This is a genomic window from Mycobacterium sp. DL (genome assembly GCF_039729195.1).
Lineage (GTDB): Bacteria > Actinomycetota > Actinomycetes > Mycobacteriales > Mycobacteriaceae > Mycobacterium > Mycobacterium hippocampi_A.
In genome coordinates this window covers 3,129,944-3,154,717 of the sequence record NZ_CP155796.1, presented here as the reverse complement: position 1 = coordinate 3,154,717, position 24,774 = coordinate 3,129,944, and the positions used below count along the sequence as shown (strand labels likewise).

Annotated in this window: 25 protein-coding genes; 10 read left to right on the top strand and 15 right to left on the bottom strand. The window is 67.4% G+C overall.

The features are described 5' to 3' along the window. Window positions 1-18: 18 nt before the first annotated feature. Complete coding sequence (locus ABDC78_RS14950) at window positions 19-2,490, top strand: phosphoketolase family protein (RefSeq protein WP_178356875.1); 2,472 nt, start codon at window positions 19-21, stop codon at window positions 2,488-2,490. A 70-nt stretch (window positions 2,491-2,560) separates the two neighbouring features. Next, a complete protein-coding gene (locus tag ABDC78_RS14945; RefSeq protein ID WP_178356876.1) occupies window positions 2,561-3,328 on the top strand; it encodes a CPBP family intramembrane glutamic endopeptidase in 768 nt (255 codons plus the stop codon). A gap of 6 nt (window positions 3,329-3,334) precedes the next feature. On the opposite strand, the gene ABDC78_RS14940 is transcribed toward ABDC78_RS14945, so the two are convergent. Continuing rightward, window positions 3,335-3,931: a CGNR zinc finger domain-containing protein gene (locus tag ABDC78_RS14940; protein WP_178356877.1), complete on the bottom strand. Its 597-nt coding sequence runs from the start codon at window positions 3,929-3,931 to the stop codon at window positions 3,335-3,337. A gap of 105 nt (window positions 3,932-4,036) precedes the next feature. Here ABDC78_RS14940 and ABDC78_RS14935 point away from each other — a divergent pair, with 105 nt between their 5' ends. After that, complete coding sequence (locus ABDC78_RS14935) at window positions 4,037-4,525, top strand: hypothetical protein (protein ID WP_178356878.1); 489 nt, start codon at window positions 4,037-4,039, stop codon at window positions 4,523-4,525. Between the two features lie 3 nt (window positions 4,526-4,528). Here ABDC78_RS14935 and ABDC78_RS14930 read toward each other — a convergent pair whose 3' ends face one another. From ABDC78_RS14930 to ABDC78_RS14920, 3 genes are all read right to left on the bottom strand, one after another. Then, complete coding sequence (locus ABDC78_RS14930) at window positions 4,529-5,530, bottom strand: zinc-binding alcohol dehydrogenase family protein (RefSeq protein WP_178356885.1); 1,002 nt, start codon at window positions 5,528-5,530, stop codon at window positions 4,529-4,531. A 40-nt stretch (window positions 5,531-5,570) separates the two neighbouring features. Continuing rightward, complete coding sequence (locus ABDC78_RS14925) at window positions 5,571-5,876, bottom strand: GlsB/YeaQ/YmgE family stress response membrane protein (protein WP_178356879.1); 306 nt, start codon at window positions 5,874-5,876, stop codon at window positions 5,571-5,573. Between the two features lie 122 nt (window positions 5,877-5,998). After that, entirely contained in the window at window positions 5,999-7,117 is a 1,119-nt protein-coding gene (locus ABDC78_RS14920) for an APA family fibronectin-binding glycoprotein (protein WP_347133096.1), read from the bottom strand. A 346-nt stretch (window positions 7,118-7,463) separates the two neighbouring features. On the opposite strand from ABDC78_RS14920, the gene ABDC78_RS14915 reads away from it, so the two are divergent. The 3 genes from ABDC78_RS14915 to ABDC78_RS14905 all read left to right on the top strand — a co-directional run bounded on the left by ABDC78_RS14915 (window position 7,464) and on the right by ABDC78_RS14905 (window position 10,653). Then, the gene (locus ABDC78_RS14915) at window positions 7,464-8,144 is read left to right on the top strand and encodes an SDR family oxidoreductase (RefSeq protein WP_178357256.1); all 681 of its coding nucleotides are present in this window, start codon (window positions 7,464-7,466) and stop codon (window positions 8,142-8,144) included. Between the two features lie 102 nt (window positions 8,145-8,246). Next, a complete protein-coding gene (locus ABDC78_RS14910) occupies window positions 8,247-9,185 on the top strand; it encodes an LLM class F420-dependent oxidoreductase (protein ID WP_178357257.1) in 939 nt (312 codons plus the stop codon). A gap of 94 nt (window positions 9,186-9,279) precedes the next feature. Further along, complete coding sequence (locus ABDC78_RS14905) at window positions 9,280-10,653, top strand: NAD(P)/FAD-dependent oxidoreductase (RefSeq protein WP_178357258.1); 1,374 nt, start codon at window positions 9,280-9,282, stop codon at window positions 10,651-10,653. A 1-nt stretch (window position 10,654) separates the two neighbouring features. Here ABDC78_RS14905 and ABDC78_RS14900 read toward each other — a convergent pair whose 3' ends face one another. From ABDC78_RS14900 to ABDC78_RS14865, 8 genes are all read right to left on the bottom strand, one after another. After that, window positions 10,655-11,281 carry an urease accessory protein UreD gene (locus ABDC78_RS14900; protein WP_178357259.1) on the bottom strand — a complete coding sequence of 209 codons (627 nt, stop codon included), beginning with the start codon at window positions 11,279-11,281 and terminating at the stop codon, window positions 10,655-10,657. Next, window positions 11,282-11,962: an urease accessory protein UreG gene (gene ureG / locus ABDC78_RS14895; RefSeq protein WP_178357260.1), complete on the bottom strand. Its 681-nt coding sequence runs from the start codon at window positions 11,960-11,962 to the stop codon at window positions 11,282-11,284. It lies immediately after the preceding gene. Between the two features lie 13 nt (window positions 11,963-11,975). After that, a complete protein-coding gene (locus ABDC78_RS14890) occupies window positions 11,976-12,620 on the bottom strand; it encodes an urease accessory UreF family protein (RefSeq protein ID WP_178357261.1) in 645 nt (214 codons plus the stop codon). Beyond that, entirely contained in the window at window positions 12,620-14,341 is a 1,722-nt protein-coding gene (locus ABDC78_RS14885) for an urease subunit alpha (protein WP_178357262.1), read from the bottom strand. The genes ABDC78_RS14890 and ABDC78_RS14885 overlap by 1 nt, the downstream gene beginning before the upstream one ends. Further along, on the bottom strand, window positions 14,341-14,655 hold the full coding sequence (locus ABDC78_RS14880; protein ID WP_178357263.1) for an urease subunit beta: 315 nt from the start codon (window positions 14,653-14,655) through the stop codon (window positions 14,341-14,343). The genes ABDC78_RS14885 and ABDC78_RS14880 overlap by 1 nt, the downstream gene beginning before the upstream one ends. Before the next feature lie 31 nt (window positions 14,656-14,686). Then, window positions 14,687-14,989 carry an urease subunit gamma gene (locus ABDC78_RS14875; protein ID WP_178357264.1) on the bottom strand — a complete coding sequence of 101 codons (303 nt, stop codon included), beginning with the start codon at window positions 14,987-14,989 and terminating at the stop codon, window positions 14,687-14,689. Window positions 14,990-15,042: 53 nt separating this feature from the next. Then, the gene (locus tag ABDC78_RS14870) at window positions 15,043-15,450 is read right to left on the bottom strand and encodes a PaaI family thioesterase (RefSeq protein WP_178357265.1); all 408 of its coding nucleotides are present in this window, start codon (window positions 15,448-15,450) and stop codon (window positions 15,043-15,045) included. A 198-nt stretch (window positions 15,451-15,648) separates the two neighbouring features. Next, entirely contained in the window at window positions 15,649-16,428 is a 780-nt protein-coding gene (locus tag ABDC78_RS14865) for an iron reductase (protein WP_178357266.1), read from the bottom strand. A 229-nt stretch (window positions 16,429-16,657) separates the two neighbouring features. Between ABDC78_RS14865 and ABDC78_RS14860 the strand changes: the two genes are divergently transcribed. From ABDC78_RS14860 to ABDC78_RS14845, 4 genes are all read left to right on the top strand, one after another. Next, window positions 16,658-17,074 carry a BlaI/MecI/CopY family transcriptional regulator gene (locus ABDC78_RS14860; RefSeq protein WP_178357267.1) on the top strand — a complete coding sequence of 139 codons (417 nt, stop codon included), beginning with the start codon at window positions 16,658-16,660 and terminating at the stop codon, window positions 17,072-17,074. Between the two features lie 14 nt (window positions 17,075-17,088). Next, window positions 17,089-18,054: a M56 family metallopeptidase gene (locus ABDC78_RS14855; protein WP_178357268.1), complete on the top strand. Its 966-nt coding sequence runs from the start codon at window positions 17,089-17,091 to the stop codon at window positions 18,052-18,054. A gap of 72 nt (window positions 18,055-18,126) precedes the next feature. Then, window positions 18,127-19,581: an NADP-dependent phosphogluconate dehydrogenase gene (gene gndA / locus ABDC78_RS14850; RefSeq protein ID WP_178357269.1), complete on the top strand. Its 1,455-nt coding sequence runs from the start codon at window positions 18,127-18,129 to the stop codon at window positions 19,579-19,581. Between the two features lie 31 nt (window positions 19,582-19,612). Then, window positions 19,613-21,049, top strand: coding sequence for a GuaB1 family IMP dehydrogenase-related protein (locus tag ABDC78_RS14845; protein WP_178357270.1), 1,437 nt, complete (start codon window positions 19,613-19,615; stop codon window positions 21,047-21,049). On the opposite strand, the gene ABDC78_RS14840 is transcribed toward ABDC78_RS14845, so the two are convergent. Genes ABDC78_RS14840 through ABDC78_RS14830 form a run of 3 tightly spaced genes read right to left on the bottom strand, consistent with a single transcriptional unit; the run spans window position 21,002 to window position 24,723 of the window. Next, a complete protein-coding gene (locus ABDC78_RS14840) occupies window positions 21,002-22,108 on the bottom strand; it encodes an ABC transporter ATP-binding protein (protein WP_347133095.1) in 1,107 nt (368 codons plus the stop codon). The genes ABDC78_RS14845 and ABDC78_RS14840 overlap by 48 nt on opposite strands. After that, on the bottom strand, window positions 22,101-23,648 hold the full coding sequence (locus ABDC78_RS14835; RefSeq protein WP_178357271.1) for an ABC transporter permease subunit: 1,548 nt from the start codon (window positions 23,646-23,648) through the stop codon (window positions 22,101-22,103). Before ABDC78_RS14835 ends, ABDC78_RS14840 begins: the two co-directional genes overlap by 8 nt. A 7-nt stretch (window positions 23,649-23,655) precedes the next feature. Further along, window positions 23,656-24,723, bottom strand: a complete 1,068-nt coding sequence (locus ABDC78_RS14830; protein WP_178357272.1) for an iron ABC transporter substrate-binding protein — start codon at window positions 24,721-24,723, stop codon at window positions 23,656-23,658. Window positions 24,724-24,774 lie beyond the last annotated feature (51 nt).

The window sequence follows — 24,774 nt, the reverse complement described above, 5'->3', positions numbered from 1 at the left end:
GCAGAGTTGGATGGAGACATGACTGCCTCGACCGCATGGAAGTCCGTCGACCGGAGCCCGCTGAGCGAGGAAGCGGTCGGACAGATCGACCGATGGTGGCGCGCGGCGAACTACCTTTCCGTCGGGCAGATATACCTGCTGGACAACCCGTTGCTGCGGACTCCCCTGACCCGGGAGGATGTGAAACCGCGTCTGCTGGGGCACTGGGGCACCACGCCCGGCCTGAACTTCCTCTACGCCCATCTGAATCGGGCGATCAAGCAGCGGTCGCAGTCCACCATCTATCTCACCGGGCCGGGACACGGCGGACCCGGACTGGTGGCCAACGCCTATCTCGACGGCACCTACAGCGAGGTCTACCCCGACATCACCGAAGACGCCGAGGGGATGCGCAGACTGTTCCGGCAGTTCTCGTTTCCCGGCGGCATCCCGTCGCATGTGGCCCCGGAGACCCCGGGATCGATCCACGAGGGTGGTGAACTCGGCTACGCCCTGTCGCACGCCTACGGTGCCGCCTTCGACAACCCCGATCTGCTGGTGGCCACCGTGATCGGCGACGGAGAGGCGGAGACCGGGGCGCTGGCCACCGGCTGGCATTCCAGCAAGCTGGCGAATCCTGTCGCGGACGGTGTGGTGCTGCCGATCCTTCACCTCAACGGCTACAAGATCGCCAATCCGACTGTGCTGGCGCGTATTCCGGCCGATGAGCTGCGAAGCCTGATGATCGGCTACGGGCACAATCCGTACTTCTTCGAGGTGCCCGACGAGGCGGCCGCCGATCATGCCGATGCCCACCGCCGGTTTGCAGCACTGCTCGACGATGTGCTCGAGGAGATCGCGGCGATCAAAGCCCGGGCGGCCGCGGGTGACGAGTCCAGACCTGCCTGGCCGATGATCGTGTTCCGCACGCCGAAGGGCTGGACAGGACCCGACTACATCGACGGCAAGAAGACGACGGGTTCCTGGCGCGCACATCAGGTACCGCTGGCCAACGCCCGGGACACCGCCGAGCACCTCCAGGTGCTCTCCGACTGGCTTGCCGGCTACCGGGCCGACGAACTGTTCGACGCCGACGGCACGTTGCTCCCCGATATCGCCGAGTTGGCCCCGCAGGGTCAGCTCAGGATGAGCGACAACCCCCACACCAACGGTGGTCTGCTGCTCAAGGACCTGCGGCTGCCGGACTTCCGGGACTTCGCGGTGGACGTGCCTGCCCCGGGCGCCTCGGTCTCCGAGGCCACCCGGGTGCTGGGCGGATGGCTCACCGAAGTGATCAGACGCAACCCCGACAACTTCCGAATCTTCGGACCCGACGAGACGGCGTCCAACCGGTTGCAGGCGGTCTTCGAGGCCACCGACAAACAGTGGAACGCCGAACTTCTCGGACCCGAGGTCGACGAGCACCTGGCCCGCGCCGGCCGGGTGGTGGAGATGCTGTCCGAACATCAGTGCCAGGGCTGGCTGGAGGGCTATCTACTGACCGGCAGGCACGGCCTGTTCAACTGCTACGAGGCGTTCATCCACATCATCGACTCGATGTTCAACCAGCACGCCAAATGGCTCAAGGTCACCGACCACATCCCATGGCGGCGCCCCATCGCGAGCTTGAACTACCTTCTGTCGAGCCATGTCTGGCGCCAGGATCACAACGGGTTCTCCCATCAGGACCCGGGGTTCATCGACCACGTCGTCAACAAGAGCGCCAACGTGGTGCGGGTGTACCTTCCGCCGGACGCCAACACGCTGCTGTCGACCTACGACCACTGCCTGCGGTCGCGGCAGTACGTCAACGTCGTCGTCTCGGGCAAGCAGCCCGCGCCCAATTTCCTGACCATGGAGCAGGCGATCGCACACTGCACCCGCGGGCTGGGCATCTGGGAATGGGCGGGCACCGAGGTGCTGGGCACCGATCCCGATGTCGTGATCGCGGCGGCCGGGGACGTACCGACCGTGGAGGCGCTGGCAGCCGCCGACATCCTGCGCACCCGTCTGCCGGAATTGAAGGTCCGGTTCGTCAACGTCGTCGATCTGATGCGACTGCAGGACAGCACCGAGCATCCGCACGGGCTGTCGAGCCGGGAGTTCGACATGATCTTCACGACCGACAAACCGATCGTCTTCGCCTACCACGGTTACCCCTGGCTCATTCACCGCCTCACCTACCGACGCACCGGCCATGGAAATCTGCATGTCCGCGGGTACAAGGAGGAGGGCACCACGACGACGCCGTTCGACATGGTGATGCTCAACGATCTGGACCGCTATCACCTGGTCATGGACGTCATCGACCGGGTGCCGGCGCTGGGGTCGAGGTGTGCCACGCTGCGCCAGGAGATGGCCGACAAGCGAATCGCCGCCCGCGAGTACACGCGCGCTCACGGAGACGACATACCCGAGGTCAAGGAGTGGGTGTGGCCGGCGGCCGCGGAAGCCGGAGTAGCGCCCGGGCAGGCCGCGGGCGCAGCAGACACGGGCGGGGACAACGAGTGACCGGCGCACCGCCGTGAGGTGAACCACAGCTGAACTGCAAGGATGCCGCGGGCGGTACTCTTGAGCGGATATGTCTGACGTCAGCGGGGCCGCCGCAGCTGCAGAGCCCCATCCGCTGGTTGCTCAGCTCTCCGCGCTGCATCACTTCCGGATCTACGCCGACATCGCGATCGTGGTTGTGGTCCTGGTGCTGACCAATGTGCTGGCCCACTTCACCACGCCGTGGGCGAGCGTCGTTGCAGTGCCCGCGGCGGCCGTCGCGCTGCTGGTCCTGGTCCGCTCGACGGGATTGGGCTGGACGGAGCTCGGGCTCGGACGCGAGCACTGGAGATCAGGTGCCGGTTACGCGCTCGCGGCGGTGGCACTCGTCGCGACGGTGATCGCCATCGGCGCCCTGCTGCCCTGGACGCGACCGATGTTCCTGAACAACAACTACGCGACGTTGTCGGGTGCGCTGATCGCGTCGATGATCATCATCCCGTTGCAGACCGTCATCCCGGAGGAACTCGCTTTCCGCGGCGTTCTGCACGGAGCACTCGACCGTGCGTGGGGCTGGCGCGGTGTGGCAGCGGCCGGATCGCTGCTGTTCGGACTCTGGCACATCGCGACATCGATGGGGCTGACCGCGAGCAACGTCGGCTTCACGAAGATTCTGGGCGGCGGGGTCTTCGGCACCGTGGTCGGCGTGGTCGGTGCCGTACTGGCAACCGCCGCAGCCGGTTTCGTCTTCACCTGGCTGCGCCGTCGCAGCGGAAGTTTGATCGCGCCCATCGCTCTGCACTGGTCGCTCAACGGGCTGGGTGCGCTGGCTGCCGCAATGGTGTGGCACCTGTCCTGACGCGGATCAGGTGCGATTGCGCGCTCTCGCTCTGCGCGCGCGGAACTCCCGGTTCTTGAGTTTGTTGCCACACGACGACATGTCGCACCACGTTCCCCCGTGATTGCGCGACAGGTCGTAGAACGCCCACTGGCACTCGTTGTTGCCGCACGCCTTGAGCAGCGACCAGGTTCCGTCCTTCTGCGCATCGCGGATCGGCAGCAGCAGTGCCGCCAGGCGTTCGGGCACACCATCGCCGGAAACTGTCAGCTGAACCCGGCCGTCGGCATCGACGGCGGTGTGCACAGCCGCCGCGGCCGCGATCCGCTGCAACGGGGCGAGCTGGCGTGGTGTTGGTGCCGGGCCGCCGGCATTGCCGACGAGCAAGGTCCGCAACGCCTCGCGGACGTCGACGACGAGCGCCAAGTCGGGTTCGCCCACGTGGGCCGTCGGTGCCAGTAATTCGTTGAGAATCAACCAGGGCCGTGCGTCCTCGGTGTTGCCGAGTCGGTCTGCGCCGTCGGGCCGCTCGACGGTGTTGACCAACGCCTGGATCCGCCGTAGCGGTGGCGGCGCGGGCTTCGTCTCATCGTCACCCGGCCATGGCCGAGGTACAGGACCCATCTCGACAGGGTAACACTCATGACCGGTATATCGTGTTGACTGGTCATGCATGACCGGTATAACGTTTTAAACAGTCACTATCACTGTCGCCCGGAGAGTCAGACCATGGCTGATCACAGCATCACCCCCGAAGAACTGCGACTCGCCATCGCACGTCATGCACCTGCGCGGTCCCCGGAGTCCCGGCCGTCGCCGATCGCCCGACTCATTGCCCGGATACGAGCGTGCGACTACGACCGATTGCTCGCGGTGGGAGTCGTCGCAGAACCCGGCAGTGCACTGTCCGTCCACCGTGCGCGCCTGGCCTCGAGAACCGAACGGCATGCCATCGCGGCGTCGCTGCGCCGGGCGATACGCGAGGCGCAGCAGCCGGGCGGTTCGTGGTCGTCCCGGGTCTGGTTCAACGTCCCGAACGTCCTCGGCGCCGAAGACCTCATCGACAGGGCCGCCCGGCGACTCGATTCGCACTGGCCGGTCGGCGTGCTGGGAATGGCCCGGTTGAGGTTGGTGCTCTCGGACGGGGCCGGTCCCCTCTATCGATTCGGGCGGGGAGACCTCCGGGGGCGTCTCGGGGCGGCACTGGCCGAGCTCTGACCGCTACACGATCAGCACAGCGGCGCCCGAGACCCGCCCGGCACTGAGATCGGCGAGTGCCTCGTCCGCCCGGTCGAGAGGGTAACCGGGCCCTGTGACCTGGAGCCGATGGCGTGCCGCGAAGTCCAGGAAAGCCTGCGCATCGGCCCGGGTGTTCGACGTCACCGACCGAAGCTGTCGCTCCTGGAACAGATGGCGTTGATAGTTCAGCGGCGGGATGTCGCTGAGATGGATGCCTGCGATCGCCAAGGTCCCGCCCCGATCGAGCGATTCGAGGGCGGGCAGCACCAGATCGCCGACAGGCGCGAACAGGATCGCCGAGTCCAGCGGTACCGGTGGCCGATCGTCGGCCCCCTGTGCGGAGGCCGCACCCAGAGACAGCGCCAGCTCGCGGGCGCTCTCGCCGCGCGTCATCACGTGCACCTCCGCGCCCTCTGCCAGGGCAACCTGTGCGGCGAGATGAGCGCTACCGCCGAACCCGTAGATGCCGAGTCGGCCACCGGCGGGCAACTGGGAGCGCAGCAGCGCCCGGTATCCGATGATGCCCGCGCACAGCAGCGGTGCAAGCTCGGTGTCGGAGTAGCCGACGGGCAGACGGAGCGCGAAAGCAGCAGATACCGTGGCAAACTCGGCATAGCCGCCGTCGGCGTCCCAACCGGTGTACCGGGACTCGGCGCAGAGGTTCTCCTGACCGCGCACGCAGTACGCGCACATCCCGCAGGTGTGGCGCAACCATGCGATGCCCACTTGGTCACCCACCGCGAACCCGGCGGCTGCGTCGGATCCGATCGCGACCACCTCCCCCACGACTTCGTGTCCGGGGACCACGTGGGGGCGGTGCACGGGCAGATCGCCCTCGGTGACATGCAGATCGGTGCGACACACGCCGCAGGCACGCACGGCCACGAGCAGTTCGTCCGGTCCCGGCCGCGGAACAGCAAGGGTGGCCCGAACGAGCGGGTGCTCTGCCATCGGGCCGGGCCGGTGTACCTGCCAGGCGCGCATCGACGGTCCGGTCACGGACCCACGATGCCCACGGGTCCGGCTAGACCTTCTTCCTCTGCACCATGCCGACGATCCACAACAGGATCACCGAGCCCAGGATCGCGGTGAAGAGGGTGAACCACCATCCGCCGCCTGCGGTGTCGAGGAAGAAGCTGAGCAGGAAACCACCGATCAGTGCGCCGATGATTCCGATGACGATGTTCATCAGAATGCCGGAACCGCCGCCCTTGACGATCTTTCCGGCGATCCATCCGGCGATCGCACCGATGATGATGTAGCCGATCCAACCGACGCTCGTCATGGTCGACGATCGTGCGAGGAATTCAGAAGCAACAACGATGTCCATGGAGATCTCCTGCCTGTTGCCAGCGGAGTCCGCAGCGGTTGCTGCTGACCCATGACCCAGATATACCCCTCACGGGTAACGGTCCGGCCACCGAAACGGAAACGATCACAGATGGCCGTCGGCTATGCCGGCGGGAGCATCCCCGGGGCCGTGTTCGGATCGACGGGAACCGGCACTCCGACCTCGGGCCGCGGCGGCGGGGCGTTCGGGTCCGGAGGAGGAGCGTTCGGATCCGGAGGCGGCGGCGGGGCGTTCGGGTCCGCGGGCGGGGGCGGAGGCGGAGGCGTCCATGCCCGCACCGAGCTGGCCAGGGTCACCGCTTCCTGCTGCGGTACCGGGTTGGCCGCGGTACCCAGCCACACGACGAACCACCGCTCGGGTGCCCGCTGCCCACGAGGCGTCCCCGCAGCAGTCGGCGCGCCGACGACGCCGGCCCAGATCTGGCCGTTCGGCTTGGCGGTGTCGGTGAACTCGACCTCGTAGTACGACGCGACGCCGGTCATCCCCCCGGCTTCCAGAGGCACGGTCTGCTGGTTCACCCGCGTTCCGGGGAAGGGCATGAAGAACTCGCCCATGTCGGAGGCCAACCGCTGAGCGGCCTTGGTGTTGTCGGTCTCGGCGCCGGCGAACAGCTTCAGGTCGAGCCTGCCGAGCAGCACGCTGGTGTCGTTGGGCGGCTGCGCGTCGGGCGGTGATCCTTCCGGAGGCAACTTGGTCAGCAGCGCTTGGCCGTACGACAACTGGGTGGCGTCGGAGACCTCCCAGCCGGCGGGCACGACATAGCTGAAGCCGCCTGCGGCGTTGTCCACGCGGCCGGGCTCGGGAGCCGGCGGCGGCGGTGGCGCATTGGGATCAACCGGCGCCGCGTTCGGATCGGCCGGCGGTGGTGGCGGCGCGTTGGGGTCGGCCGGCGGCGGGGGCGGCGCGTTGGGGTCGGCCGGCGGCGGGGGCGGCGCGTTGGGGTCGGCCGGCGGCGGGGGCGGCGCGTTCGGATCGGCCGGCGGTGGTGGCGGCGCATTGGGATCGGCCGGCGGTGGCGCCGGGCTCGCGGGCGGCGGGGCGCCTTCGACGACGCCCGGAGGCGGCGGCGGGGGTGGCGGCGGCGCGGGCTGAGCGTGTGCCATCCCGGGAAGGGTCAACGCTGCCATCACCGCAGCGGTCGACGCACCACTCAGCGCTGCGAGCCCCAGCGACTTCGGGCGACTCTTACGGCGGTGATCATTTGCGTCAGGCAGAACCATGTGGAAGAAACTACCGTGTTACGGCCGTGACGCAAGTGTGAGTTGCTCATTGGATGTCAAATTGAGACATTGCTGTTGGCGTTGAATGCTATGGCAGAAGCACCTTTTATCAGTTGCTGACAGCAGAATGACCCCGCGCGTTGCGCGGGGTGGCGTCCGATCTGCAGAGTCCTTGGTGATGCCGTTTCATTGCTTTGATCGTGGCGGTCGGCGCCGCCGTTACTCGCGGCCGGGCGAATGCCTGCCACCACCGCGGGCGCGTCGAGTTTCGCCGCCTAGCTACTGTCCAGTAACATCGGGCCCACTCGCTGGCGTTCAGCGTCGAACACAACAGGAGGGGCCGACGATGGATGTTCTGGTCACGGGATGCGATACGGATCTGGGGCGCACGGTCGCCCAGAGCTTCTGCGAAGCCGGCCACACGGTCGTGATCGCAGGTAGTCGCCGCGACGACGTCGAGGTCACCGCGAAGGAACTCGAGGTCAGCACCGACCGGGTGATCGTGTTCGACAACACCGACCCCGCCTCGATCGCGCAGGTGCAGGGGCAGTTCCCCGCACACCTCGACACGATCGTCAACGTCCCCGTTCCGAAGTGGACCGGCGGCGACCCGCGGACCTACACGCTGGCCGACCATGTCACCGAATGGCACAGCATTTTCGACAACGCCCTGGTCTCGGCCGTGCTGACAGTGCAGGTTCTCGGTGACCACCTCCGCTCGGGAGGCTCGGTGATCACGGTGATCCCGGACCCCGCGAGCGAGGGTTCAGCCGACGCCGCCGTCAAGGCTGCGGTCTCCGAGTGGACCGCCGGACAGGCGCATCACTTCGGCACCAGGGGCATCACCGTCAATGCGGTGGCTGCCGGTCGGGGTGTCGAACCCGGTTACGACGGCTTGGCGACCACGCCGGCGTCGGTCAGCACCGAGATCGCCCGGCTGTCGCTGTTCCTCGCCACCCCCGCCGCGCGCCACATCACCGGCCAGACGCTGCACGTCAGCCATGGCGCGTTGGCCAAGTTCGGCTGATCGCCGTCGCCCCCCAACGGCTCGATCGTCGGAATTATTCCGGCCTTCGCGTCGGGTGAAACGGACGACCTCGCACTGCGTCGGATGGTTAGGGTTTGAAGCGTGACGATTCGACTCGGACTCCAGATCAACAATTTCTCCTACGGCGCATCCGGCCAGGGTGAGGTGGCCGACCTCTTCCCCACCGTCACCGCGCAGGCGCGCGAAGCGGACACCTCAGGGTTCGACTCGGTCTTCCTGATGGACCACTTCTACCAACTGCCGGGTATCGGCACTCCGGACCAGCCGATGCTGGAGGCCTACACCGCGCTCGGCGCGTTGGCGGCATCCACCGAGAACGTCCAACTGGGCACGCTGGTCACCGGCAACACCTACCGAAATCCCACGCACCTGGCCAAGTCGATCACCACGCTCGACGTGATCAGCCAGGGCAGGGCGATCCTCGGTATCGGCACCGGGTGGTTCGAACTCGAGCACGACCAGCTCGGTTACGAGTTCGGTACCTTCACCGACCGTTTCAACAAGCTCGGCGAGGCGCTGCAGATCATCCTGCCGATGATCAAGGGCGAACACCCCACATTTTCCGGGAAGTACTACCGCACTGAGAATGCCATGGCCAATCCCCGCTTCCGCGAACACATTCCGCTGATGATCGGCGGCAGTGGTGAGAAGAAGACCATCCCGCTGGCCGCTCGGCACTTCGACCACCTCAACGTCATCGCCGGCTTCGATGAGCTGGCCAAGAAGGTCGCGGTGGTCAAGCAGCGCTGCGAGGAGATCGACCGCGACCCGGCCACGCTGGAGACCAGCATGCTGGTCGGCGCAGTGGTCGGTGACATGAGTCCCGACATGATCCCCGACGACTTCAAGCAGCGAATGGTCGTCGGAAGCGTCGACCAGATCGCCGATCAGATCAAGACCAAGGTCTTGGACGCGGGCATCGACGGCGTCATCGTCTTCGTGCCCACGCAGACCGTCGGGTACCAGCCGGGTCAGATCACGGCGCTGGGAGAAGCGCTCAAGCCGCTGGTGGCCGGCTGACGGTATGCCCGGTGGGCCATCTCACCGCGCCCACCGGAAGCGTGGCGGCTAACGTATTCGTTGTACTGAACAGGTAATCCGCCAAGGAGTAATGATGAGCCATCCCGGAGCCACGGTGTCGGATCGGCACAAAGTGGTCATCATCGGATCGGGATTTGGTGGGCTGACCGCGGCCAAGACCCTGAAGAGGGCAGACGTCGACATCAAGATGATCGCCCGCACCACCCACCACCTGTTCCAGCCGCTGCTGTACCAGGTCGCGACCGGCATCATCTCCGAGGGCGAGATCGCCCCGGCGACGCGGGTCATCTTGCGCAACCAGAAGAACGCGCAGGTGTTGCTCGGCGACGTCACGCATGTCGATCTGAAGACCAAGACCGTCCGCTCCGAACTGCTCGGGCACACCTACGTGACGCCGTACGACAGCCTGGTCATCGCCGCGGGCGCAGGCCAGTCCTACTTCGGCAACGACCACTTCGCCGAGTTCGCGCCCGGCATGAAGTCCATCGACGACGCGCTCGAACTCCGCGGCCGCATTCTCGGGGCGTTCGAGCAGGCCGAGCGGTCCAGCGACCCGGCCCGACGCGAGAAGCTCCTAACGTTCGTCGTTGTCGGTGCAGGTCCGACGGGTGTGGAGATGGCCGGTCAGATCGCCGAACTCGCAGACCACACGCTCAAGGGCGCCTTTCGCCACATCGATTCGACCAAGGCCCGGGTCATCCTGCTCGACGCGGCGCCGGCGGTGCTCCCCCCGATGGGTGAGAAGCTCGGCAAGAAGGCGCAGGCCCGGTTGGAGAAGATGGGCGTCGAGATACAGCTCAACGCCATGGTCACCGATGTCGACCGCAACGGCATCACTGTCAAGAACCCCGACGGCTCGCTCCGTCGCATCGAGTCGGCCACGAAGGTGTGGTCGGCCGGTGTGTCCGCCAGCCCGCTCGGGCGCGACCTGGCCAACCAGTCAGGCGTGGAACTCGACCGGGCGGGCCGGGTGAAGGTGCTGCCCGATCTGTCGGTCCCCGGCAACCCTGACGTGTTCGTCGTCGGTGACATGGCGGCGGTCGAAGGGGTCCCCGGTATGGCGCAGGGTGCGATCCAGGGCGGGAAGTATGCCGCGAAGGCGATCATGTCCGGCCTCAAGGGTGCCGACCCGGCCCAGCGTGAACCTTTCAGCTATTTCGACAAGGGCTCGATGGCCACGGTGTCGAAGTTCAATGCGGTCGCCAAGATCGGGCCGTTGGAGTTCGGCGGCTTCATCGCCTGGTTGGCCTGGTTGTTCCTGCACTTGATCTACCTGGTGGGCTTCAAGACCAAGATCGTCACCATGCTGTCGTGGACCGTGACGTTCCTGGGACGAAACCGCGGCCAGCTGACCATCACCGAGCAGCAGGCGTACGCAAGGACCCGGATCGAGGAACTCGAGGAGATCGCGGCGTCCGTGCAGGACACCGAAAGAGCCGCGAGCTAGTTCACAGTGTGTCGCCCTGCCAGGTGGACAGGCACCCTCCGCCGGCCAACGCCAGCGTCGTTCCGGTGGTCTGCACCGCGCTGTGTGGGTAGTGAAGCTCGCTGACACACGCTCGTGGTGCGGCGATCGCGTCGTCGGTGATCGACCCGTCGCCGAGCTCGATCCGATGTCGCAGCAGTGGTTGCCCGCCTACGTCGGCATGTAGGGATCCCGACCAGAAGCCTTGGCGCTCACCGCTTCTGCCGATCTGTACGCGCTCAACGATCCTGACGTCGGCGCCGTCGGCAACCTCCAGGCGGGTGGCGACGTAGTGCCGCGAGGTGGCGGCGACGACGGTGGGTTGCGGTTCTAGGTCCAGCTCCCCCCCGACCTCCAGCGTCCAGATCGCATGCGATTCGAGAGTGTTCGGTCCGGGCAGCACCACCGTCGCTGCCACAGTGCGGAGCTTCAGGCGAGCTCCGGGCTCCACCACGAGCCGGATCCGGATCGAGTCTCCGCCCAGCGGCGTCGCAGCCGCCGAGACCAGATGGACCGTGTCAGCTTCGGTGCGACGGGCCGCGAGTCCGCCGCTGCACTCGATGCGCGGTGAGCGGTGCGGCCGCGCAACGATCACGACATCGGATCGCATCTAGAGCGCCGGGGCGACTTCGAGTTGTTCGCGCACCCACCCGAGGACCGCGGTGGCGGCCGGGTCGGCGGTCAGCGAGATCAGCACCGTGGGGCGTTCACCTCTCACTGTCGCCGCGTCGCGGCGCATCACCTCGAGGTCGGCGCCGACCATCGGTGCGAGGTCGGTCTTGTTGACCACCAACAGATCCGAGAAGGTGACACCCGGCCCGCCCTTACGGGGCACCTTGTCCCCTCCGGCGACGTCGATGACGAAGATCTGGACATCCACCAGCCCGGAGGAGAACGTCGCCGTGAGGTTGTCGCCGCCTGATTCCACCAGGATGAGGTCGAGTTCGTCGTGGGCGGCCACGAGGTCGTCGATGGCGTCCAGGTTGGCGGTGATGTCGTCGCGGATCGCGGTGTGCGGGCAGCCACCCGTCTGCACCGCAGCGATGCGGTCATCGGGCAGCACCGCGTTGCGGCGAAGGAAATCCGCGTCCTCGGTGGTGTAGATGTCGTTGGTCAGCACCGCGAGCGACAGCTCGTCACGAAGCTGACGGCACAGGGCGGCAACCAGAGCGGTCTTGCCGGAGCCGACGGGACCGCCGACGCCGATGCGCAGCGGCTCCCCTGGTCGGCGCTCGCGGCGGGGGCGATCGGCGTGGCCGTGCGGCTGGCCGTCAAGGAAATGTGGGGGCATACCAAGACCTTCTCTAAGAGGCGAACAACGGTCGATCGCGTTCGATGTGGCGCTGCGCGAGAACATCCAGCAGCGGGTCGGACAGGTCGGCGAGTTCCTTGGACGCTTCGGCGGCGGTCTCTTCGCACAGCTGTGACAGTCCGAAGGTCACCGCCGCGACATCGCCGGGGTCCAGTGCGAGCAACCGCTGCGCGGCAGTCGCCGAACCGGTCATCGTCGTATAGACCACGGACAACGCGGTGTGTTCGGGGGCCAGGCCGCTCGCAGCACCCACAGCCCCCGCGGCCACCGCGAGATGCGGCGTGCGGCCGAGCGCATCCCAGCCGGTGTCCGGCCAGACCCGACGGGCCAGCCGAACCAGTCCCCGGCCCTGTGCGCGGGAGGCTTGGCGGGCCGCGGGAGCCGGTGTGCGCGCGTCGGTTTCGCGGTCGCCGCTCCCGCCCTCGTCAGCACTCAACACCCCGGTGTGCACCGCGGCCGCCACCGATGCGGTGACCAGGGCGTGGGTCCTGATCCGGCGGCGCAGGAATGCGAGCAAGGTCCCCAGATCAACAACCAGACCGCTGGTGACCGCCTCCTCGACCCCTCCGGAGTGCACGTGCCCCCCGGTTGGAAGCCGGGAGTCGGCCAATGTCAGCAGCGTGGTCAGGTTCGACATCAGAAAAGGAAGTACCTCTGCGCCATGGGCAGTTCGGCAGCAGGTTGTTCCTGCCAGACCTCGCCGTCGATGCGCACCGTGAACGTGTCCGGATCCACCTCGATGTCCGGTGTCGCATCGTTGAGCGGCATCTGGGCCTTACCCACCGACCGCACATTGCCGACCGCGACGAGTCTGCGGTTGACCGCGATCCGATCGGCCAGCCCGTCCTCGACCGCCTGCGGCGAGACGAAATGCACCGAGGTGGCGGCTGCCGCCGCGGGGGCGGCGCCGAACATCGGCCGGGGTAGCACCGGCTGTGGCGTCGGGATGGAGGCGTTCGCGTCCCCCATCGCCGCCCACGCGATCATGCCGCCTTTGATCACGGCGTGCGGTCGCACTCCGAAGAAGGCGGGCTCCCAGAGCACCAGATCGGCCAACTTGCCGACCTCGACCGAACCGACCTCGTGATCGAGTCCGTGTGCGACGGCCGGACAGATCGTGTACTTGGCGACGTAGCGTTGCGCGCGGTTGTTGTCGGCGGCGGTATCGCCGGCCAGGAAGCCGCGCCGCCGCTTCATCACGTGCGCCGTCTGCCAGGTCCGCATCACCACCTCGCCGATGCGTCCCATCGCCTGGGCGTCACTGCCGATCATCGAGATCGCCCCGATGTCGTGTAGCAGGTCTTCGGCAGCGATCGTCGACGGCCTGATCCGGCTCTCCGCGAACGAGAGATCCTCCGGGACACTGGGATTGAGGTGATGGCAGACCATCAGCATGTCGAGGTGTTCATCGAGGGTGTTGACGGTGTGCGGCCGGGTCGGGTTGGTCGAACTCGGCAGAACGTTCGGCCGGCCCGCCACGGTGATGATGTCGGGTGCGTGTCCGCCTCCGGCGCCCTCGGTGTGGTAGGCGTGGATCGAACGACCCTTGATCGCGGCCAGAGTGTCCTCGACGAAGCCGGCCTCGTTGAGGGTGTCGGTGTGGATGTTGGCCTGCACCCCCGCGGCCTCGCTCACGGTGAGGCAGGCGTCGATCGCGGCGGGAGTGGTACCCCAGTCCTCGTGCAGCTTGAAACCCGCAGCACCGCCGCGTAATTGCTCCCACATCGCCTCGGAGCTGACGGTGTTGCCCTTGCCGAGCAGTGCGATGTTCATCGGCCACGAGTCGAGCGCCTCGAGCATCCGCGCCAGGTGCCACGATCCAGGGGTGACGGTGGTGGCCTTGCTGCCCTCGGCCGGTCCGGTTCCCCCCGCGACGATGGTGGTGATGCCTCCGCCGAGGGCCTCCTCCATGATCTGCGGACAGATCAGGTGCACGTGACAGTCGATGGCGCCGGCGGTGAGAATCCGGCCGTTGCCGGCGATGATCTCGGTCGACGGGCCTACGACCAGGTCAGGGTGCACGCCCGACATGATCTCGGGGTTGCCGGCTTTGCCGATCGCGGTGATGCGGCCGTCGCGAATACCGATGTCGGCCTTGATGATTCCCCAGTAGTCGAGGATCACCGCACCGGTGATGACGGTGTCCGGGGCGCCGTCGGCGCGTGTCGCACGCGACTGTCCCATCGACTCGCGCAGCACCTTCCCGCCGCCGAACACCGCCTCGTCGCCGGCCAGGCCGGGTCCGCCGCTGCGGTCCTCGGTGATCTCGACGAACAGGTCGGTGTCGGCGAGGCGGATTCGGTCACCGGTGGTCGGACCGAAGAGTGCTCCGTAGCGGGATCGGGACAGCGCAGTCATCAGTTCTGGTCCAATCTTCCCGGGGGGTTCAGGCTCAGGCCGTGCACCTCGCGGGTGCCGGCGAGCGGAACAAGTCGGACGCGCTGTGCCACCCCGGGCTCGAATCTGATCGCGGTACCGGCCGGGATGTCGAACCGGTGGCCGTGCGCAGCCGACCGGTCGAACTCCAGGGCGCCATTGGCCTGCGGCACATGTACGTGGCTGCCGACCTGAACGGGCCGGTCACCGGTGTTGACGACGTCCAACTCCAGTCGGGCCGCGCCTTCGTTGATCTCGATGTCGCCTTCGCCGTAGACGATCTCACCAGGAATCACCGTGCCAACCTCCTGCTCTTAGGGCGATCGCTCACGTGATCGGGTGGTGGACTGTGACGAGCTTGGTGCCGTCCGGGAACGTCGCCTCCACCTGGACGTCGTCGAGCATCTCGGGCACACCGTCCATCACGTCGTCGCGACCGAGCACCGACTGGCCGCTGACCATCAGCTCCGCCACGGTGCGGCCGTCGCGAGCGCCTTCGAGGACGTGGTCGGTGATGATTGCGATCGCTTCGGGGTGGTTGAGCTTCAGGCCGCGTGCCTGGCGTCGACGGGCGAGTTCCGCTGCATAGGAGAGCAGCAGCCGTTCTTGTTCATGCGGGGTCAAACGCATAGTTGGCGATACTGCCACGGAGCGGGGCAGTCAGCAGCGCAGCTGCGCCGGCGCTACTCGGGGGGCAGGTTCTGTAGCCGCACCTGCCCGCGTGCCACGAGGCGGTCCTGGGCGTCGGTGATGGTGATCAGCCACAGCTGCTGGCGCCTTCCCCGGTGGATCGGTGTCGACACCGCGGTCACCACTGAGCCGGAACCGATGGCGCGCAGGAAGTCGGTGTTGTTGTTGACGCCGACGACGTTGCCGCCGCCGTTGGCCGAAAGCCAGACGGCACCCGAGACACTGGCCAGGCTTTCGACGATCGAGCAGTACACGCCACCGTGCACGATCCCGTACGGCTGGAGAAGTTTGTCGGTGATCTCGAGCTGCGCTCGACCCCCCTCTGGGGTGACCTCGAGATAGCTCACTCCGAGCTCGCGGTCGAATCCGTTGCCCAGGCCTTCGGGAAGCTCAGTCGTCACGGCTCGTGTCTACACCCCGCCGAGTCGCTGTCACCGGTGGGGGTCGAGGGCGACATCGGCACAAGCGGACGGGCCCCACGCAGAGCGTGGGGCCCGTCCTTCGTGTGGACCGGGGGTCTCTGCAGCCCTCAGGACTCCGGCGCGGTCCGGTGGTTTCCGACAACTCTTCCCACCGCCTAGAGAATAGGCAAGGCTGCCCTAATTAAGCAAGACCTTCCCGGACAGCATGCGCGACGTGCCGCGTACCGGGAGCCCGAATCCCACGAAGGCGTCCAGCACGGCTTGTCCGCGGCGCATGCTGACGACCTCACTCGACCCGGCGAGCAGCGGGATCTGCGTCGACGCGCCCACAACGGATCCGCCGACGATGTGCCACATCGACGCCACTGTCATCGCGCCTCCGCTGACCGTTGCGAGCTTTGAGAACAACGGGCTCAGGGCGCGGTGACTGCGATGGGCGATCCATGTCGTCAACGCCGCCTCGCTGGGCAGCGCAACGATTCCGTCCTGTGCCGACCTGGCTACGCCCGTCGAGGATCGGTTGTAGAAGAACGGGTCATCAGGTAGGCCGCGAACCGTCGGATCGACCACGCCGACCCAGTCGATCGCGCCTTCGGAGTCGACGTGCACCCAGAGGTTCTCCAGACCGGTATCCCAGGCGCGTCCCTCGAGCACCAGGAGCGGTATCACGCGACCGACGACGACGTGGGCGAAGGTGGCGGCGAGTTGTTGAGCCACGGCAGCGTGACTTTCGGTTTCGGCGACGCCCGCGTCGAACATCGTCTGAAGCCGGTCGGTGGTCATGATCTCTGCCAGTGGCCACCAACGCCGGCGGGACAGATCGCCCATCACTGCCACGCCGTAGACGCGGGGGCATTCGCGATACAACTCCCGGAGTCGCCGGCTGGACTCGTGTATCGGCAGCGTGCGCCGGACCGCCATGCCCGCGATGAGCGGATCCTCGATGGCGACAGTCATGACACCTCCAATCTGAGTTAGGTTAGCCTTACTATAGTGCGACGCGTCGAAGGAGCTACCCGCTGTGACTGGACTCACAAGCCTCGATGAGACGGCCGGTGAACGCGGATGCGTTGGCATCGGTTGTCCCGGTGACGGGTATGAAACGGGTAGCCACGGAAGTGATACGACACGCGGTAGTAGCCGCGTAGTACGCTTTGAGCTACAGCCGGTAGGAGATGGACGAAAGATGGCCAAGGTGACACGGCTCGGGGAGCTTGAGCGATCTGTGATGGACCACTTGTGGTCCTCGAACGAGCCGCAAACTGTGCGCCAGGTGCACGAAGCGCTCGCAGCGCATCGCGACCTCGCCTACACGACGATCATGACCGTGCTCCAGCGGCTGGCCAAGAAAAATCTTGTCGTTCAACACCGCGACGATCGGGCACACCGCTACGCGCCGACGCATGGTCGCGACGAGTTGGTAGCCGGGCTGATGGTCGACGCACTCGACCAGGCCGCCGACTCGGGCAGCCGGGAGGCCGCCCTGGTGCATTTTGTCGAGCGCGTCGGGGCCGACGAGGCCGCCGCACTACGCCGTGCGCTGGCCGAACTCGAAGACAAAGAACGTCACAACCCACCCGCTGGCGGTGCGGGTACCGCCTGAGAGAGACTTACAGCGTGTCCGCGCTGGCCTTCACCATCGTTGCTCTGCTCCTGTCGGGGCCGGTGCCCGCGATGCTGGCGCGAGCGAGCTGGCCACTGCGCGCACCGCGGGCGGCCATCGTGCTGTGGCAGTCCATCGCGTTGGCCGCGGTCCTGTCGGCATTCTCCGCCGGAATCGCCATCGCCAGTCGGCTGTTCGTGCCGGGCGAGGACGGACGCCCCACCGCGACATTCACCAGTGAGATCGCCGTTCTCGGGTGGCCGCTGTGGGCGGCCTACGTGTTCGTCTTCGCCCTCACGCTGATGATCGGTGCCCGGCTGATCGCCTCGGTGGTCAACGTCGCGATCGCCACCCGCCGCCGCCGCGCCCGCCACCGGATGGTGGTTGATCTCGTCGGCTCATCACACGTCACCACGTCGCAGCTGTGTGGCCATCACCCGCGTCCGCTCAACGGAGGCGAACTGCGGATCCTCGACGTCGCCGAGCCGCTTGCGTACTGCCTGCCCGGGGTCCGCAGCCGCGTCGTCGTCAGCGAGGGCGTGCTGAACACGCTGTCGGGCAGCGAGATCACCGCGATCCTTGCGCACGAGCACGCCCACCTGCGCGCCCGTCACGACCTCGTTCTGGAGATGTTCACAGCGGTGCACGCCGCGTTTCCCCGATTCGTCCGCAGCGCCAATGCGCTCGACGCCGTGCGTCTGCTGATCGAACTGCTGGCCGACGACTCCGCGGTGCGCACCGCAGGACCCACCCCGCTGGCGCGCGCGCTGGTCGCCTGCGCCTCCGGGCGTACGCCCCGTGGGGCCCTGGCCGCAGGTGGGCCGACGACGGTGGTGCGGGTGCGCCGGCTCGCGGGCAGGCCCAACAGTCTGAGCCTCGCGGTCGGTGCCTACGTCGCCGCGGCAGCTGTGCTCGTCATCCCGACCGTCGCGTTGGCGGTTCCGTGGTTGACCGAGCTCCATCGGCTGTTCCTTGCCTGAGCGCCCGGAACACACTGGGTGTTTGATGACTGAGAAGCTGTGCCGCCACAAGACATCGAAAGGGTTTCGTCTATGAGCTCGTCGCAGTCCCCCGCCACCGCGCAGATCGGTGTCACCGGTCTTGCCGTCATGGGATCGAACATCGCCCGTAACTTCGCCAAACACGGGTACACGGTGGCGCTGCACAACCGCTCGATCGCCAAGACCGACGCGCTGCTGGCCGAGCACGGCTCCGACGGTGACTTCGTCCGCAGCGAGACGATCCCGGAATTCCTTGCCGCGCTTGAGAAGCCGCGACGTGTCTTGATCATGGTGAAGGCCGGCGACCCGACCGACGCCGTGATCGACGAGCTCGCCGACGCGATGGAGGAAGGCGACATCATCATCGACGGCGGCAACGCCCTCTACACCGACACCATCCGTCGCGAGAAGGCGATTCGTGCCCGCGGCCTGCACTTCGTGGGCGCGGGCATCTCCGGCGGCGAGGAGGGCGCGCTCAACGGGCCGTCGATCATGCCGGGCGGGCCCGCCGAGTCCTACGAGAGCCTGGGTCCGCTGCTCGAGGAGATCTCGGCGCATGTCGACGGTGTGCCCTGCTGCACCCACATCGGACCCGACGGCGCAGGCCATTTCGTCAAGATGGTGCACAACGGCATCGAATACTCCGACATGCAGTTGATCGGCGAGGCCTACCAGCTGCTGCGCGATGGCCTGGGTAAGTCCGCGCCCGAGATCGCCGACGTCTTCGAGGAGTGGAACTCCGGTGACCTCGACAGCTTCCTGGTGGAGATCACCGCGGAGGTCCTGCGCCAGACCGACGCCAAGACCGGCAAGCCGCTGGTCGACCTGATCCTCGATGAAGCCGAGCAGAAGGGCACCGGCCGGTGGACGGTGAAGTCCGCTCTCGACCTGGGAGTGCCCGTCACCGGGATTGCCGAGGCGGTATTCGCCCGCGCGCTGTCGGGTTCGGTGGCCCAGCGCAAGGCGACCACCGGACTCGCTTCAGGTGATCTCGGCCAGAAGCCCTCCGACGCCGCGCAATTCACCGAGGACATCCGCCAGGCCCTGTACGCATCGAAGATCATCGCCTATGCCCAGGGGTTCAACCAGATCCAGGCAGGCTCGGCCGAGTACGACTGGGGCATCACCCCCGGCGACATGGCGACCATCTGGCGCGGCGGCTGCATCATCCGCGCCAAGTTCCTCAACAGGATCAAGGACGCGTTCGACAACGACCCAGACCTGCCGAGCCTGATCGTCGATCCGTACTTCCGTGCCGCGATCGAGAACGCCATCGACAGCTGGCGTCGCGTGGTCGTCAAGGCCACCGAGTTGGGCATCCCGATCCCCGGGTTCAGTTCGGCGCTGTCGTACTACGACGGGCTGCGCACCGAGCGGCTGCCGGCGGCCCTGACCCAGGGGCTGCGCGATTTCTTCGGCGCACACACCTACGGTCGGATCGACACCGATCCGGCCAAGAGGTTCCACACGCTGTGGAGCGGGGATCGCAGCGAGGTCGAGGCCTGACCGCGGTCGGCCTGAGAGGCGCAGTGCCACGATGAGGTTTCTGGACGGCCACGAGCCGCCGTACGAGCTGACCTACAACGACGTCTTCGTCGTGCCCAATCGCAGCGACGTCGCATCACGGTTCGACGTCGACCTGTCGACGTCGGACGGGACCGGCACCACCATCCCGGTGGTCGTCGCGAACATGACGGCGGTGGCCGGTCGCCGGATGGCCGAGACCGTCGCGCGCCGCGGTGGCATCGTCGTGCTCCCGCAGGATCTTCCGATGCAAGCGGTCAAGGACACCGTCGACTTCGTCAAGAGTCGCGACCTGGTGGCCGATACGCCCGTGACGTTGTCGCCGGAGGCCTCGGTCTCCGACGCCTGCGCCCTGATCCACAAACGTGCGCACGGTGCGGCGGTGGTGGTGTTCGAGAACCGCCCCGTCGGGCTGGTCACCGAGTCGGCGTGTTCCGGCATCGACCGCTTCACCAGGGTGCGCGATATCGCCGCCACAGACATCGTCACCGCACCGTTGGGAACGGACCCGCGCAAGGTCTTCGACCTTCTCGAGCACGCGCCCTCAGGGGTCGCTCTGATGACCGAACCCGACGGCACGCTCGCGGGAATCCTGACCCGCACCGGCGCGATTCGGGCCGGCATCTACAACCCTGCTGTCGATGCGGCCGGTCGCCTGCGGATCGCCGCGGCGGTAGGGATCAACGGCGATGTCGCGGCGAAGGCCACCGCACTCGCCGAGGCCGGTGTCGACGTGCTCGTCGTCGACACCGCACACGGCCACCAGGCCAAGATGATCGACGCGGTCAAAGCGGTGTCCTCGCTCGGCCTGGGCCTGCCGCTGGCGGCCGGCAACGTGGTGTCGGCCGAGGGCACCCGCGATCTGCTGAATGCCGGCGCCTCGATCGTCAAGGTCGGTGTCGGCCCCGGAGCGATGTGCACCACTCGGATGATGACCGGCGTCGGCCGGCCCCAGTTCTCTGCAGTGGTCGAATGTGCAACGGCGGCAAAGCAACTCGGCGGCCACGTATGGGCCGACGGTGGTGTGCGGCATCCGCGTGATGTGGCGCTCGCGCTGGCCGCGGGTGCATCCAACGTGATGATCGGATCGTGGTTCGCCGGAACCTACGAGTCGCCCGGGGATCTGCTGCGCGATCGCGACGGGCAGCCGTACAAGGAGAGCTACGGCATGGCCTCCAAGCGCGCCGTCGCGGCACGCACCAGCGCCGACAGTGCGTTCGACCGCGCCCGCAAGGCGCTTTTCGAGGAGGGCATCTCGACCTCCAAGATGAACCTCGATCCGTCTCGGGGCGGAGTCGAGGATCTGCTGGACCACATCACCTCGGGCGTGCGCAGCACCTGCACCTACGTGGGTGCGGCGACGCTGGCCGAACTGCACGAGAAAGTGGTGCTCGGGGTGCAGTCAGCCGCCGGCTTCGCCGAGGGCCACCCGCTGCCCACCGGTTGGTGACGGATACGCCAGCAGGGTGTCGTCGACGGTGACCCGGACCCGCTCCCCCGCGCTGAGGAACATCTCGCCCGGGCTGCGCAGCACCAGCGGTGTGCCGTCATCGAGTTCGATGTGCACTGCGGTCTCCGACCCGTAGAAGCGATATGAGGTGACGGTCGCTTCGCAGGAGTCGCCGTCGGACCGGCCGTCGGCGATCCGGACATGCTCCGGGCGCAGCACCACCACGGCAGGCCCGTCGGGCACCGGGAGCTTGGCGAGGTGTGCGCCGAGTGCGGTGTGCACCATGCCGTTCCGGGCCTCGCCGGTGAGTTCGACTGTCGCACCGACGAACCGTGCTGCTGCCAGAGTGGTTGGGCGGGAATACAACTCGGCGGGTGTGCCGTGCTGGGTGACGTTGCCGTCCATCAGCAGCGCCACTGAGTCGGCCAGTGAGAGCGCCTCGGACTGGTCGTGGGTGACCAGCAACGCGGTGGTGCCGGCCGACCGCAGGATGGTGGCGATGTCTTCCCGGACCCGCTCGCGCAACCCCGCATCGAGCGCGGCGAACGGTTCGTCGAGCAGCAGCACCCGTGGCTCGGCGGCCAGCGCCCGCGCCAGCGCGACCCGTTGCTGCTGACCGCCGGAGAGTTCGTGGGGGCGGGCGTCGGCCAGGCCCTCGAGCCCGACCACCTCCAACCAGTGGCCCACCAGGGCGGCCGACTCGGCGCGACGGCTCCGATCGAGCCCGAAGGTGATGTTGCCGCCGACGCTCAGATGCGGGAACAGGGCGCCTTCCTGCGGCATCAGGCCGACCCGGCGCCGGTGTGCGGGGATCACGATCCCGGGTTCGTCCGGGGTCTTGCGCACGACGACCTCCCCGCCGATGCGCACGGTGCCGGCTTCGGGCTCCTCGAATCCGGCAAGGATCCGAAGCAGCGTCGTCTTGCCGCAACCCGATGGCCCCAGGACTGCGGTGATGGTGCTCGACGGCATCTCGAGGTCCAACCCTCGCAGCACCGTGTGCTCACCAAAAGCCTTGCGCACGCCGATGATGTCGACGTCGGCGGTTCGGTCAGTCACTGCGGACCTGGCTGACGAGGTTGGCGCTCCACAGACCGAGGATCGCGGTCGGAACGGCGGCGAACACCACCAGGGCTGCGGCGTACGGCGCGGCCGCGGAGTAGTCGCTGACAAAGCTGTTCGCCCACAGTCGGGTGGCCAACGTGTCCGTGCCGGTCGGACGAAGTAGCAGCGTCACCGGCAACTCCTTCATGCACGTCAACAACACCAGGGCGGCACCCGCCGCGATGCCGGGAGCGGCGCCCCGGGCGGTCACGGTGAGGAAAGCCCGCAACGGTCCCCGTCCGAGGGAGCGAGCCACTTCTTCGAGACGTATCGGTGCCGACTCCACCGCTGATCGGATCGACCCCACCGCGAGCGGAATGAACAGTACCGCGTACGCCAGGATCAACAGGGGCTCGCGCTGGTAGATGGGGCGCAGCAACAACACGCCCACCGAAACCATGGCGATGGCGACAACGATCGACGGCAGACCGTGCGAGATGTAGCCGGCGCCTTCGAGCATGCGGGTGGCTCGGGTGCGGTAGCGGGCGGCCAGCACCCCGAGCGGCATGGCGGCCAGGGTGCAGACCACCGCAGCACCCACTGACAGCCAGATCGTCGACGTCAGAGCATCGAACCAGCGTTCCCGGTCCCAGCGGACTCCGCCCGCGATCAACCAGCCGGTCAACTCCACGAACGGGACGACGAGGGCCGCGAACAGGACGACGACCGCGGGTAGCAGTGCCACCGCACGCCACCGGCCGAGCTTGTTCACCGGGGCCGGTCGTGGCGCACCGGACCCGATCCGCGACGCCGCGGCCCGACCGCGGGCGCGGTGCTCAGCGAGGACGAGCGCGACGGCGAAGACCAGGAGCACCAACGACAGCACGGCGGCGCGCGCGGGGTTGAACCCGGATCGGTACGCCCCGAAGATCACCCACGTGAAGGCCTCGTACCGCATGGCGGCGACGGCGCCGAAGTCGCTGAGCACGTACAACGCCACCAGCAGAGCACCCGCCGCGATGGCGGCGCGGGCCTGGCGCAACGTCACCCGGAACAGCACGGCGAAGCCGTTGTGGCCAAGCGACCTGGCCACCTCTTCCTGGGCCGGGTCGACCCTCGACACCGCGGCCATCGTGGTCATCATCACCAACGGATAACTGACCAGGGTGAGCACCAGGCAGGCGCCCCAGAAGCCGACCACCTGAGGGGCCGCAGAGACCCACAGGTAGCCGAGCAGGTAGCTCGGCATCGCCAGGGGCAGCGTCAACAGCACGGTCAACACCCGGCGTCCCGGCAGATCGGTGCGGTTGATCAGCGTCGCGAACCCGACACCGAGCACCACACACGCCACGGTCACCACGATGACCAGCAGCATCGAGCGCCACACCAACGCCGCGGTGCGCGGTTGGATCAGCTCATGGACGATGAAATCCAGGCCGCGTTCATTGGCGCGTTGTGCCAGGTAGAGCAGTGGCAGCAGGGTCGCAGCCACCACGACGGCGGCCGCGAGCACCAGCAGCGCCGGTGCCCGCGGCCGCCCGGAAAGACGCGGCATCAAGCGGTCAGTTGGTCAACAGACCGGTCTCGACGAGCATCTCCTGGGTGGCTTCCAGGTCGTCGAGCTGAGAAAGGTCGACAGCCGGCGGCTGCAGTTCGCTCAGCGGGGGCATGTCACCGTTCGGGGCGATGCCCGCGACGAGCGGGTACTCGGTCGTTTCCGTGGCGAAATACTCCTGACCGGCGGCGCTGACGAGGTAGGCGGCGAGTTCCTGGGCCTGCTCGGGGTGGGGGGCGGTGTTGAGGACACCCACTCCGGCGACATTGACCAGGCCACCGGGGTCACCGGGGGCCATGAACTGGTTGCGCGCCACGACCTCGTCGGCGGACGTGCTGTTGATGAGCTCATACAGGTAGTAGTGGTTGGTCAGCCCCAGCGGAATTTCGCCGGCATTGATCGCGTCGCGCATCGGCCCGTTGCCCTCGAACGGGCGGGGTTCCTGAGCGGCGAAGGCTTCCAGCCACTGGCGGGCGCCGTCGTCGCCGCGCACCACCCGGAGGCCCGTGACAAATGACTGCCACGAGGCATTGCTCGGGGCGTATCCGATCTGGCCGCGCCATTCGGGGGCAAGCAGGCCGTCGATGGTGTCGGGCACCGTCGGGGCAAGCTCGGGGTTGTAGGTGATGACCCGGGCACGTCCGGAGACGCCGAGCCAGGTGCCGTCGGCCGCGGAGTAGGCGGCGGGCACGGCTGCCAGCGTCTCGGGGTTGATCGGGGCGAACAATCCGGCGTTGGACACCGCGCCCAGGGCGCCGGCGTCCTGGGACAGGAAGATGTCGGCCGGTGAACTCTCACCCTCGGTGATCAGCTGGGCGGCCAGTTCGCCCGATCCCGCGTAGCGCGCTTCGACCTCGATACCGGTGTCACTGGTGAACTGCTCGAGCAGGGGCGCGACGAGGTCCTCGCTACGGCCCGAATAGACGACGACCCGATCCGCGGAACCCTCGGCCGCGGTGGTGCCGCTGTCTGCGCTGTCCGATCCGGACCCGCATGCGGTGAGTGAAAGTGCCAGGGCTGTGGCCGAGACCGCCGCCGCGATGAACCTGAACCGCCGGGCGCTGGGTAGCGACATGAGGAGGATGACCTGCCTTCTTCTCGACGGCTCGGATCGGCCGTGCTGGGA

Bases quoted from the DNA above. Each gene is read 5' to 3' on its own strand.
- ABDC78_RS14950 (WP_178356875.1), top strand. From the start codon at position 19: ATGACTGCCTCGACCGCATGGAAGTCCGTCGACCGGAGCCCGCTGAGC.
- ABDC78_RS14945 (WP_178356876.1), top strand. From the start codon at position 2,561: ATGTCTGACGTCAGCGGGGCCGCCGCAGCTGCAGAGCCCCATCCGCTG.
- ABDC78_RS14940 (WP_178356877.1), bottom strand. From the start codon at position 3,931: ATGGGTCCTGTACCTCGGCCATGGCCGGGTGACGATGAGACGAAGCCC.
- ABDC78_RS14935 (WP_178356878.1), top strand. From the start codon at position 4,037: ATGGCTGATCACAGCATCACCCCCGAAGAACTGCGACTCGCCATCGCA.
- ABDC78_RS14930 (WP_178356885.1), bottom strand. From the start codon at position 5,530: ATGCGCGCCTGGCAGGTACACCGGCCCGGCCCGATGGCAGAGCACCCG.
- ABDC78_RS14925 (WP_178356879.1), bottom strand. From the start codon at position 5,876: ATGGACATCGTTGTTGCTTCTGAATTCCTCGCACGATCGTCGACCATG.
- ABDC78_RS14920 (WP_347133096.1), bottom strand. From the start codon at position 7,117: ATGGTTCTGCCTGACGCAAATGATCACCGCCGTAAGAGTCGCCCGAAG.
- ABDC78_RS14915 (WP_178357256.1), top strand. From the start codon at position 7,464: ATGGATGTTCTGGTCACGGGATGCGATACGGATCTGGGGCGCACGGTC.
- ABDC78_RS14905 (WP_178357258.1), top strand. From the start codon at position 9,280: ATGAGCCATCCCGGAGCCACGGTGTCGGATCGGCACAAAGTGGTCATC.
- ABDC78_RS14900 (WP_178357259.1), bottom strand. From the start codon at position 11,281: ATGCGATCCGATGTCGTGATCGTTGCGCGGCCGCACCGCTCACCGCGC.
- ureG (WP_178357260.1), bottom strand. From the start codon at position 11,962: ATGCCCCCACATTTCCTTGACGGCCAGCCGCACGGCCACGCCGATCGC.
- ABDC78_RS14890 (WP_178357261.1), bottom strand. From the start codon at position 12,620: ATGTCGAACCTGACCACGCTGCTGACATTGGCCGACTCCCGGCTTCCA.
- ABDC78_RS14885 (WP_178357262.1), bottom strand. From the start codon at position 14,341: ATGACTGCGCTGTCCCGATCCCGCTACGGAGCACTCTTCGGTCCGACC.
- ABDC78_RS14875 (WP_178357264.1), bottom strand. From the start codon at position 14,989: ATGCGTTTGACCCCGCATGAACAAGAACGGCTGCTGCTCTCCTATGCA.
- ABDC78_RS14865 (WP_178357266.1), bottom strand. From the start codon at position 16,428: ATGACTGTCGCCATCGAGGATCCGCTCATCGCGGGCATGGCGGTCCGG.
- ABDC78_RS14860 (WP_178357267.1), top strand. From the start codon at position 16,658: ATGGCCAAGGTGACACGGCTCGGGGAGCTTGAGCGATCTGTGATGGAC.
- gndA (WP_178357269.1), top strand. From the start codon at position 18,127: ATGAGCTCGTCGCAGTCCCCCGCCACCGCGCAGATCGGTGTCACCGGT.
- ABDC78_RS14845 (WP_178357270.1), top strand. From the start codon at position 19,613: ATGAGGTTTCTGGACGGCCACGAGCCGCCGTACGAGCTGACCTACAAC.
- ABDC78_RS14835 (WP_178357271.1), bottom strand. From the start codon at position 23,648: ATGCCGCGTCTTTCCGGGCGGCCGCGGGCACCGGCGCTGCTGGTGCTC.
- ABDC78_RS14830 (WP_178357272.1), bottom strand. From the start codon at position 24,723: ATGTCGCTACCCAGCGCCCGGCGGTTCAGGTTCATCGCGGCGGCGGTC.